The 11346-nt window shown below is 74.1% G+C and carries 4 protein-coding genes and 1 pseudogene; 3 read left to right on the top strand and 2 right to left on the bottom strand.

What is annotated here, in order from left to right:
• Window positions 1–5: 5 nt before the first annotated feature.
• Complete coding sequence (locus ACI2LW_RS19075; RefSeq protein ID WP_404732365.1) at window positions 6–1193, bottom strand: ADP-ribosylglycohydrolase family protein; 1188 nt, start codon at window positions 1191–1193, stop codon at window positions 6–8.
• A 500-nt stretch (window positions 1194–1693) separates the two neighbouring features.
• Window positions 1694–2668: pseudogene (locus ACI2LW_RS19070) on the bottom strand (ADP-ribosylglycohydrolase family protein); the annotation flags it as partial.
• Between the two features lie 1264 nt (window positions 2669–3932).
• Here ACI2LW_RS19070 and ACI2LW_RS19065 point away from each other — a divergent pair.
• From ACI2LW_RS19065 to ACI2LW_RS19055, 3 genes are all read left to right on the top strand, one after another.
• Window positions 3933–4664 (top strand): VIT1/CCC1 transporter family protein, encoded by a 732-nt coding sequence (locus ACI2LW_RS19065; RefSeq protein ID WP_404732364.1) that lies wholly within the window; start codon window positions 3933–3935, stop codon window positions 4662–4664.
• A gap of 469 nt (window positions 4665–5133) precedes the next feature.
• Window positions 5134–9645 (top strand): glutamate synthase large subunit, encoded by a 4512-nt coding sequence (gene gltB, locus ACI2LW_RS19060; protein WP_404732363.1) that lies wholly within the window; start codon window positions 5134–5136, stop codon window positions 9643–9645.
• Window positions 9638–11101, top strand: coding sequence for a glutamate synthase subunit beta (locus tag ACI2LW_RS19055; protein WP_404732362.1), 1464 nt, complete (start codon window positions 9638–9640; stop codon window positions 11099–11101). The genes gltB and ACI2LW_RS19055 overlap by 8 nt, the downstream gene beginning before the upstream one ends.
• The last annotated feature ends 245 nt before the right edge of the window (window positions 11102–11346 follow it).

Genomic DNA, 11346 nt, shown 5'->3' with positions numbered 1-11346 from the left:
CCGAATCATCCTCCTGGGGCGGCCGGTCGCGCGGCTTCCAGGAGACCGGCGAGTTCCACCAGGTCGGTGCCGGTCAGCCGGGGCAGCACACAGCCGGACAGGGTGCGGCAGGCCTCCCGCCAGGACGCCGGGACCGCCTCGCCGCCGCCGAGCGCGCCGGTGAGCGCCCCCGTGAGGGCCGGCGCCGAGTCGGCGACCCGGGACAGGCAGGCCGCGGCCGGCAGCGCCTCGGCGATCCGGCCGTCCGCCGCCGTGGCCAGCGCCAGGGCCACCGGCACGGTCTCGGCGGCGGCGACGCCGTAGCTGTAGACGTGGTCGACGATCCGGTGCTCCAGCAGAGGCACCAGCGCGAACGCCCCTTCACCGCCCCCGCGCCCGCCCCGGCCCCCGGCCGCGCTCCCGTGTTCGCCGTCGGCCCCGTCCCCACCCCCGCTCGCCGCCCCGGCCAGGGCGAGGGCGTGGCGGGCGTTGCGGCCGATCTCCGTCTCCTCGGGCAGCTCGGCCAGCGCGGCCCCGGCGCACTCCCGGACGTCCGCGCCGTCCAGGGCCAGCGCGATCGCCGCGGCCATGGCCCGCGCGCCGTGCACGCCGTCGCCGTCCTGGGTGTAGCGGGCATCGAACTCGGCCAGCCGGGCGGCCCGCCGGGGGGCGCCGGGGTGTGCCACGGCCAGCGCGCACGCCCGGACGCAGGCGGCGTCGTCGAAGTAGTGCGGGTTGTCGTGTCCGGTGGCGGGCGGACGCAGACCGGTGGCGAGGTTGCCCAGCCCGGCCCGCACGGAGATCCGGGCGCGCAGCGGCAGCACCGCCGACTCGATCTCGGGTGCGCGCTCGGCCGCCGCCGCGACCTCGCTCGCCAGCGCGTTCCAGCTCAGGTCGATCGCCGCCCGCATCCGCCGCTCGCGGTCCAGGTCCCCGAGCAGACCGTCGTCCCCGGCGAGCAGTACGGCCTCCGCGGCGAACGCCGCCCACTCGGCGTCGTCGGAGGGGCCCAGGCGCAGCGGCTCCGGCGGCTGGTTGAGGGCGATGGGGACCGGCAGGGTGGTGGTGGCGTTCTGCTCGGCGAAGGTGTCCAGTTCGCGGGTCAGCCGGCGGGTCCACTCGGGCATCCGCGCGGCCCGGTGCCGGGCCGCGGGCCACCCGGCCGCGTCCCCGGCGGCCAGCCCCAGCAGCAGCCCCTCGATCCGCCGGGTCACGGCCGCGCCTCGGTGTCGTCACCGGTCAGCACATAGGCGGCGGGGTCCGCGGCGGGCCGCGCGGCGGTCCTCACGGGGGAGGGGGCGGGGGCGGACGCGGCGGGTGCGGGGGCGTTCGCGGGTTCGGGGTCGTCCGGCTGCCCGCGGGTGCGGGTGGAGTCGGGCCCGGGGGCGTCCGCCTGTGGGGGAGGGGTGGGTTCCGGGTCGTCCGCCCGCAGGGGACCGCGGGCGGCCGCCGGGGCCACGGGCCGTACGGCCGGGGCGGGCCGCGTGGGGGCGCCGGCGGGCGCGGGGGCCGGCTGCCGTACGCGAGCGTCCGGGCGTACGGCGTCGTCGGGGCGTACGGCGTCGTTCGGGCGTACGGCGTCGTCGGGGCCTACCTGGTCGTTCGGGCGTCCCGGGTCGTCCGGGCGTACGGGAGTCCCGGTGGGCGCCGGCGGAAGCGACCGCGCCGGAGTGGTGTCCGGCCGTACCGCCGCCCTCTCCTCCAGGGCTCGCTCGACCAGCAGGTCGGCCAGTTCCAGCACGTGCCGGCCGGCCATGGACGGCAGGCAGCTGCCGCGTGCGGGCCCGATCGCCGCGGCCCATTCCGCGGGGACGGCGGCCACCCCTCGCGTCGCCCCGGCGAGGGCGCCGGCGACCGCCGCCGTGGTGTCGGCGTCGCGGCCCATGTTGACGGCGGTGAGCACCGCGTCGCGGAAGTCGCCGTCGGCGGCGGCGTACGCGCCGAAGGCCAGGGCCACCGCCTCGGGGGCGAGGTCGGTCCAGGGGTAGCCGCCGATGACCACCGCGGAGCGCACCGCGTGGGCCCCGCGCCGCGCCGCGGCGGCGGCCCGGCGCAGTGAGCGGGCGGTCCAGGAGTCGTCCGGGACGACGGCGAGGGCGGAGGCGACGACCGCGACCGGTGACGCGCCCGCCATGGCCGCCGCCACCCCGGCCGCCACCGCCTGTCCGCCGTAGATGCCCTCCCCCTCGTGGCTGACCGAGCCGTCGACGGCCACCAGGCGGGCCGCCTCGGCGGGCCGCCCGGCGGCGAACACCCCGAAGGGCGCCGCGCGCATGGCGAGACCGTCGCTCCAGGCGTGCCGGTGCTGCGCGGTGACCGGGGCGGCCAGGCCCCGGCGCAGGTTCTCCAGGGTGCCCCGCTCGCTGAAGCCGGCGCCGCGGAAGGGGCCCTCGGGCCGGTCGGCGATCCACTCGTGCCAGGCCGCCTCCACCCGCCGCGGGGTGAGCGCCGAACCGTACCGGGCCAGCAGGAGACCCGAGAACAGCGTGTACTCCGTGTCGTCGGTGCCGGCCGGGTGCTCGGTGACATAACCGGTGATCCGGCCCCAGCGGGCGCGGATCTCGGACGGCTTGAGGTTCTCGGCGGGCGCCCCGAGCGCATCCCCGACGGCAAGGCCGAGCAACGCCCCACGCGCCCGCTCACGCCACGCGGCGGCACCCTCACGCGCAGCGGCCGCGCCTCCGCGCACGGGGGCGGCACGCTCGCCCGCCGGGGCGGTGCCTCGCCGCGTCGGGGGGCGGGGTCGGCTGGTGGGGGCTGGGCCCTGGCGCACGGAGAGGGCGGACCCGCCTGTCGGGGCTGGGCCTTCGTGTACGGGGGTCGCGTGCCCGCTCGCCGGGGTGGCGCTTCCTCGCGTCGGGGGGCGGGGCCGGCTGGTGGGGGCTGGGCCCTGGCGCACGGAGACGGCGGACCCGCCTGCCGTGGCCGGGCCTTCGTGTACGGAGGTGGCGCGCCCGCTCGCGGGGTCGGCACCTCTTCGCGCCGAGGCGCTGGGCCGGCCCGTGGGGGCTGCGTCTTCGCGCAGGGGCGCGACTGCTTCGCGGCCCGTGGTGGCGGGCCCGGCGGGAGAAGCGTCGCCTTCGCGTACGGAGGCGGCGCGTCCGCCCGCCGGGTTCGGGCCTTCGCCTACCGGGGCGGCGAGCCGGCCGGCGGGACCCGGGCTTTCGCGCAGCAGGGCGGCATCTTCGTGCGCGGAGGCGGCGCGCCCGCCGGGAGGCGTGGCTCCCTCCGGCGCCAAAGCGGTGCGCCCGCCGGAAGGCGCTGTTCCTTCGCGCGCCGCGGCGCCGTGCTCGCGGGGAGGGGCGGCGCGCCCGCAGGCGAGAGCGGCACCTTCCTCAGAAGCGGCACCGCCACCGGCCGAGGGGATACCACCTCCCCCGGAGGTGGCCGCAGCTTCGCGGCCCGATGTCGTGGCGTGCTCGCGCGGGGCCGTGCCGCCGTCGCGGGGTGCGGCGGCGGAGGACGGGGCTGGGGCCATCGCGGCCCTCCTCTCCGGGCGCCCCGCCCGGACGCGCCCGCGAAGGCCCGGAACCCGTGGGCGCGGGACCGAAGACGCGGGACCGGCAGGTCCCGGAGCCCGGAGCCCAGAGCCCGGAGCCCAGAGCCCGGAGCCCAGAGCCCGGAGCCCCGAGCCCTGGGACCCGGAGATCCGGAGGCGCGGGATCCGTAGCCCCGGGACCCCGACGCGCGGGACCCGGCGGCGGTCGGGACCGGGCGGGAAACCCTTTGCGGAACTGTCCCCGGATCCCGGCACGGTGCAGCCTCGTACGGGCCCGCGTCACCCGTACGACATCTGTGCAAGCACGCTCACGAATGAGCGCCGACGGCATAACCGCAGGTTAGCCGAGCCTTTCCTTGCTGGCGGGAGCGGCGCCCGGGGCGTAGATTTCAAGTTGTCGAAAAGTAGAACTCGTCCAAAAGTAAGCCTTGCCTCATCTCTCAGGGGGAGACCCGTGGCCATCCTCGACACCGAAGCGACGCTCCACGAGGCGCACCGCGACAACCACACGCACCGCGACGTCAACGGCGGCTGGCTGCGCCCGGCGGTCTTCGGCGCGATGGACGGCCTGGTCTCCAACCTCGCCCTGATGACCGGTGTCGCGGGCGGCGACCTGAGCCGGCAGGCCATCGTCCTCACCGGACTCGCCGGGCTGGCCGCCGGCGCCTTCTCGATGGCCGCCGGCGAGTACACCTCGGTCGCCTCCCAGCGCGAGCTGGTCGAGGCCGAGCTGGACGTCGAGCGGCGCGAGCTGCGCAAGCACCCGCAGGACGAGGAGGACGAACTCGCCGCCCTGTACGTGGCGCGGGGCGTCGAGCCGGGGCTGGCCCGCGAGGTCGCCCGGCAGCTGTCGAAGGACCCGGAGCAGGCCCTGGAGATACACGCCCGCGAGGAACTCGGCATCGACCCGCAGGACCTGCCCTCGCCACTGGTGGCCGCCGTGTCCTCCTTCGGCTCCTTCGCCCTGGGCGCGCTGCTTCCCGTGCTCCCCTATCTGCTCGGCGCCACCGTCCTGTGGCCGGCCGTGCTGCTCGCGCTCGTCGGGCTGTTCGCCTGCGGTGCCGTGGTGGCCAGGGTGACCGCCCGCACCTGGTGGTACAGCGGCCTGCGCCAGCTCGCCCTCGGTGGCGCGGCGGCCGGTGTGACGTATGCCCTGGGCTCCCTGTTCGGAACGGCCGTAGGATAGGGCGCAGGGCACTTATGCCAGGGACCGCATAAGTAACCGTTACCCGCTGGTTTCGACGGCATGACCACCGGGCATGAGCCGTAAGCGCTGTGGGCAATGAGGCCTGCCGCGCACTCCCGGGACGGGCGGACACCGCTCTTCCCGCCCCCTCGTCGACCGGCGCACAGGGATCCGACCGATCCCGCCCGCGCCGGCCACCCACAGCCTCCACCGCCGGGCGCGGAACCCCCGCCGACGACCCCGCGGTGTCCGCATGCTGGAACGGAGTATCCGGTTCCCGATCCCCGTTCCATCATGTAACCTGCACGAAATTTCGCACTTACGCAGAGGGCCAACGTCGTCCCTCGGCACCAGCACATGCCAGATGACGACGACGGGAGAGCCGATGCGTACGCCGCGCCAGCCGTCCCAGCACTCCACGAATGACCGGAACTGGTCGTTCATGGATGCTCGCCCTGCTGCGCAGGGTATGTACGACCCCCGCGACGAGCACGACGCCTGCGGCGTCGGCTTCGTGGCCACCCTCACCGGCGAGGCGAGCCACGCGCTGGTCGAGCAGGCGCTCACGGTTCTGCGCAACCTCGAGCACCGCGGCGCCACCGGCTCCGAGCCGGACTCCGGCGACGGCGCGGGGCTGCTCTCCCAGGTGCCCGACGCGTTCCTGCGGGAGGTGGCCGGATTCGAGCTGCCGCGGGCCGGTGCCTACGCCGTCGGCATCGCCTTCCTGCCCGAGGACGGAACCGAGGACACCGTCTCGCATATCGAGACGATCGCCGCCGACGAGGGCCTGACCGTCCTCGGCTGGCGCGAGGTCCCGGTCGCCCCCGAGCTGCTCGGCGCGACCGCCCGCTCGACCATGCCGGTCTTCCGCCAGCTCTTCGTCACCGACGGGGCCAGCGAGGGCATCGCCCTGGACCGCAAGGCGTTCCTGCTGCGCAAGCGCGCCGAGCGCGAGGCGGGCGTCTACTTCCCGTCGCTGTCCGCCCGCACCCTCGTCTACAAGGGCATGCTCACCACCGGGCAGCTGGAGCCCTTCTTCCCGGACCTGTCCGACCGCCGCTTCGCCTCCGCGATCGCGCTCGTCCACTCCCGCTTCTCGACGAACACCTTCCCGAGCTGGCCGCTCGCCCACCCCTACCGCTTCGTCGCGCACAACGGTGAGATCAACACCGTCAAGGGCAACCGCAACTGGATGGTCGCCCGCGAGTCCCAGCTCGCCTCCGACCTCTTCGGCGGCAAGGACAAGCTGGAGCGGATCTTCCCCGTCTGCACCCCGGACGCCTCCGACTCCGCCTCCTTCGACGAGGTGCTGGAGCTGCTCCACCTCGGCGGCCGCTCGCTGCCCCACTCCGTGCTGATGATGATCCCGGAGGCGTGGGAGAACCACGACTCCATGGACCCGGCCCGGCGCGCCTTCTACCAGTTCCACTCCACGATGATGGAGCCCTGGGACGGCCCCGCCTGCGTCACCTTCACCGACGGCACCCAGGTCGGCGCCGTACTCGACCGCAACGGCCTGCGCCCCGGCCGCTACTGGGTCACCGACGACGGCCTCGTCGTCCTCGGCTCCGAGGTCGGCGTCCTCGACATCGACCCGGCCCGCGTCGTCCGCAAGGGCCGGCTGCAGCCCGGCCGCATGTTCCTCGTCGACACCGCCGAGCACCGCATCATCGAGGACGACGAGATCAAGGCGAGCCTCGCCGCCGAGCAGCCCTACGCCGAGTGGCTCGAGGCCGGCGAGATCGAGCTGGGCGACCTGCCCGAGCGTGAGCACATCGTCCACACCCACGCCTCGGTCACCCGACGCCAGCAGACCTTCGGCTACACCGAGGAGGAGCTGCGCGTCATCCTGGCGCCGATGGCCAAGGCCGGCGCCGAACCGATCGGCTCCATGGGCACCGACTCGCCCATCGCCGCGCTCTCCGAGCGCCCCCGCCTGCTCTTCGACTACTTCACCCAGCTGTTCGCGCAGGTCACCAACCCGCCGCTGGACGCCATCCGCGAGGAACTGGTCACCTCCCTGCGCAGCTCCCTGGGCCCCCAGGGCAACCTGCTCGAGCCGACCGCCGCCTCCTGCCGGTCCGTCGCGCTGCCCTTCCCGGTCATCGACAACGACGAGCTGGCCAAGCTCATCCACATCAACGCCGACGGCGACATGCCCGGCTTCAAGGCCGCCACCCTCTCCGGCCTGTACCGCGTCTCCGGCGGCGGCCAGGCCCTCGCCGCCCGCATCGAGGAGATCTGCGCCGAGGCCGACGCCGCCATCGGCAACGGCGCCCGGCTGATCGTCCTGTCGGACCGCCACTCCGACGCCGAGCACGCGCCGATCCCCTCCCTGCTGCTCACCGCGGCCGTCCACCACCACCTCATCCGCACCAAGCAGCGCACCCACGTGGGCCTGCTGGTCGAGGCCGGCGACGTCCGCGAGGTCCACCACGTCGCCCTGCTCATCGGCTACGGCGCCGCCGCCGTCAACCCGTACCTGGCGATGGAGTCCGTCGAGGACCTGGTCCGCGCCGGCACCTTCCTGCCCGGCATGGAGGCCGAGAAGGCCATCCGCAACCTCATCCACGCCCTCGGCAAGGGCGTGCTGAAGGTCATGTCCAAGATGGGCATCTCCACCGTCGCCTCCTACCGCGGCGCCCAGGTCTTCGAGGCCGTCGGCCTGGACGAGGGCTTCGTCGAGAAGTACTTCAACGGCACCGCCACCAAGATCGGCGGCGTCGGCATCGACGTCATCGCCGAGGAGGTCGCGGCCCGCCACGCCAAGGCCTACCCCGCCAGCGGCATCGCGCCCGCCCACCGCGCCCTCGACATCGGCGGCGAGTACCAGTGGCGCCGCGAGGGCGAGCCGCACCTGTTCGACCCGGAGACGGTCTTCCGCCTCCAGCACTCCACCCGCACCGGCCGCTACGACGTCTTCAAGCAGTACACCTCCCGGGTCAACGAGCAGTCCGAGCGGCTGATGACCCTGCGCGGCCTGTTCGGCTTCAAGTCCGACCGCGCGCCGATCCCCCTCGAGGAGGTCGAGCCGGTCTCCGCGATCGTCAAGCGCTTCTCCACCGGCGCCATGTCGTACGGCTCCATCTCCAAGGAGGCGCACGAGACCCTCGCCATCGCCATGAACCAGCTGGGCGGCAAGTCCAACACCGGTGAGGGCGGCGAGGACCCCGAGCGCCTGTACGACCCGGCGCGCCGCTCGGCGATCAAGCAGGTCGCCTCCGGCCGCTTCGGCGTCACCAGCGAGTACCTGGTCAACGCCGACGACATCCAGATCAAGATGGCCCAGGGCGCCAAGCCCGGCGAGGGCGGCCAGCTGCCCGGCCACAAGGTCTACCCGTGGGTGGCCAGGACCCGGCACTCCACGCCCGGCGTGGGCCTCATCTCCCCGCCGCCGCACCACGACATCTACTCCATCGAGGACCTGGCCCAGCTGATCCACGACCTGAAGAACGCCAACCCGGCCGCCCGCATCCACGTGAAGCTGGTCTCCGAGGTCGGCGTCGGCACGGTCGCGGCCGGCGTGTCCAAGGCCCACGCCGACGTCGTGCTCATCTCCGGCCACGACGGCGGCACCGGCGCCTCCCCGCTGACCTCGCTCAAGCACGCGGGCGGCCCCTGGGAGCTCGGCCTGGCCGAGACCCAGCAGACCCTGCTCCTCAACGGGCTGCGCGACCGCATCGTCGTCCAGACCGACGGCCAGCTCAAGACCGGCCGCGACGTGGTCATCGCCGCCCTGCTCGGCGCCGAGGAGTTCGGCTTCGCCACCGCGCCGCTCGTCGTCTCCGGCTGCGTCATGATGCGCGTCTGCCACCTGGACACCTGCCCGGTCGGCATCGCCACCCAGAACCCGGTGCTGCGCGAACGGTTCGCCGGCAAGGCCGAGTTCGTCGTGAACTTCTTCCAGTTCATCGCCGAGGAAGTCCGCGAGCTGCTGGCCGAACTGGGCTTCCGCTCCATCGACGAGGCCGTCGGCCACGCCGAGGTCCTCGACGTCACCCGCGCGGTCAACCACTGGAAGGCCCAGGGCCTCGACCTCGAGCCGCTGTTCCACGTGCCCGAACTGCCCGAGGGCGCGGTGCGCCACCAGGTCGTCGCCCAGGACCACGGCCTGGAGAAGGCGCTCGACAACGAGCTGATCCGGCTCGCCGCCGACGCCCTGGCCGCACCCGGCGCCGCCGACGCCCAGCCGGTGCGCGCCCAGGTCGCCATCCGCAACATCAACCGCACCGTCGGCACCATGCTCGGCCACGAGGTGACGAAGAAGTTCGGCGGCGCCGGCCTGCCCGACGACACCATCGACATCACCTTCACCGGCTCCGCCGGCCAGTCCTTCGGCGCCTTCCTCCCGCGCGGCATCACGCTGCGCCTGGAGGGCGACGCCAACGACTACGTCGGCAAGGGCCTGTCCGGCGGCCGGATCATCGTCCGCCCGGACCGCGCGGCCGACCACCTCGCCGAGTACAGCGTCATCGCGGGCAACACCCTCGCCTACGGCGCCACCGGCGGCGAGATGTTCCTGCGCGGCAAGGTCGGCGAGCGGTTCTGCGTCCGCAACTCCGGCGCGCTGGTCGTCTCCGAGGGCGTGGGCGACCACGGCTGCGAGTACATGACCGGCGGCCGCGCGGTGGTCCTCGGCGAGACGGGCCGCAACTTCGCGGCCGGCATGTCCGGCGGCATCGCCTACGTGATCGACCTCGACCGCGACAACGTCAACGCCGGCAACCTCGCCTCGGTCGAGGCGCTGGACGACGCCGACAAGCAGTGGCTGCACGACGTGGTGCGCCGGCACCAGCAGGAGACGGGCTCCACCGTCGCCGAGAAGCTGCTGGCCGAGTGGGACACCGCCGTGGACCGCTTCAGCAAGATCATCCCCAGCACGTACAAGGCAGTGCTCGCCGCCAAGGACGCCGCCGAGCGAGCCGGTCTGTCCGAGACCGAGATCACCGAGAAGATGATGGAGGCGGCGATCAATGGCTGACCCGAAGGGCTTTCTGAACCACGGCCGCGAGGTCGCCAGGACCCGCCCCGTCGGCGAGCGCGTCAAGGACTGGAACGAGGTCTACGTCCCCGGCTCGCTGCTGCCCATCATCAGCACGCAGGCCAGCCGGTGCATGGACTGCGGCATCCCGTTCTGCCACAACGGCTGTCCGCTCGGGAACCTGATCCCGGAGTGGAACGACTACGCCTACCGCGAGGACTGGGCGGCGGCCTCCGAGCGGCTGCACGCCACGAACAACTTCCCGGAGTTCACCGGCCGCCTGTGCCCGGCGCCCTGCGAGTCCGCGTGCGTCCTCGGCATCAACCAGGCCCCGGTCACCATCAAGAACGTCGAGGTCTCCATCATCGACAAGGCGTGGGAGACCGGGGACGTCGCCCCGCGCATCCCCGAGCGCCTGTCCGGCAAGACCGTCGCCGTCGTCGGCTCCGGCCCGGCGGGCCTGGCCGCCGCCCAGCAGCTGACCCGGGCCGGCCACACCGTCGCCGTCTACGAGCGCGCGGACCGGGTCGGGGGCCTGCTCCGGTACGGCATCCCCGAGTTCAAGATGGAGAAGCGGCACATCAACCGCCGTATCGAGCAGATGCGCGCGGAGGGCACCCGGTTCCGCACCGGCGTGGAGATCGGCCGCGACCTGAAGGCCACGGACCTGAAGAAGCGGTACGACGCCGTGGTGCTGGCCGTCGGCGCCACCACCGCGCGCGACCTGCCCGTGCCCGGCCGCGAGCTCAAGGGCATCCACCAGGCGATGGAGTACCTCCCGCTGGCCAACAAGGTGCAGGAGGGCGACTACGTCTCCCCGCCGATCACGGCCGAGGGCAAGCACGTCGTCGTCATCGGCGGCGGTGACACCGGCGCGGACTGCGTGGGCACCGCCCACCGCCAGGGCGCCGCCTCCGTCACCCAGCTGGAGATCATGCCCCGCCCGAACGAGGAGCGGGACGCGGTGCGCCAGCCCTGGCCGACCTTCCCGATGCTCTACAAGGTCACCAGCGCCCACGAGGAGGGCGGTGAGCGGGTCTACTCCGTCTCCACCACCCACTTCGAGGGCGACGAGGACGGCAACGTCCAGTGGCTGCACATGACCGAGGTCGAGTTCGTCGACGGCAAGCTGGTCCAGAAGCCGGGCACCGAGCGCAGGATCCCGGCCCAGCTGGTCACCCTGGCCATGGGCTTCACCGGCACCGACCGGGACAACGGCCTGGTCGAGCAGTTCGGCCTGGAACTCGACGAGCGCGGCAACATCGCCCGCGACGCCGACTTCCAGACCAACGTGCCGGGCGTGTTCGTCGCCGGCGACGCCGGACGCGGCCAGTCGCTCATCGTGTGGGCGATCGCCGAGGGCCGCTCGGCCGCCCGCGGCGTCGACCGCTTCCTCACCGGCGCCAGCGACCTGCCGGCCCCGATCCGCCCGACGGACCGCGCGCTGATGGTCTGACGCGCGCACCGCAGAACGTCCCGCACAACGGCGTGCGGAACACCTGACGGCGCCTGCCCATCGTCCCCGACCGGACACCAGGGCAGGCGCCGTCGCATGCCTGCCCGCCGGCCGATGCCATGGCCTCCGCGGGAGCCGGGGATCGTACGGCCCGGCCGGCTCGCCCACCCCGCCCGGGGCCGGTGAGGTGCTTGTCGCCTGCACCCGGCCGGTGAGGTGCCGCACCCGGCCGGTGGTGTGCCCCG

The organism is Streptomyces sp. NPDC004065 (assembly GCF_044903565.1).
Classification (GTDB): Bacteria; Actinomycetota; Actinomycetes; order Streptomycetales; family Streptomycetaceae; genus Streptomyces.
Note: the sequence above shows the minus strand (reverse complement) of the source record. Positions and strands in the feature narration are given on the sequence as shown.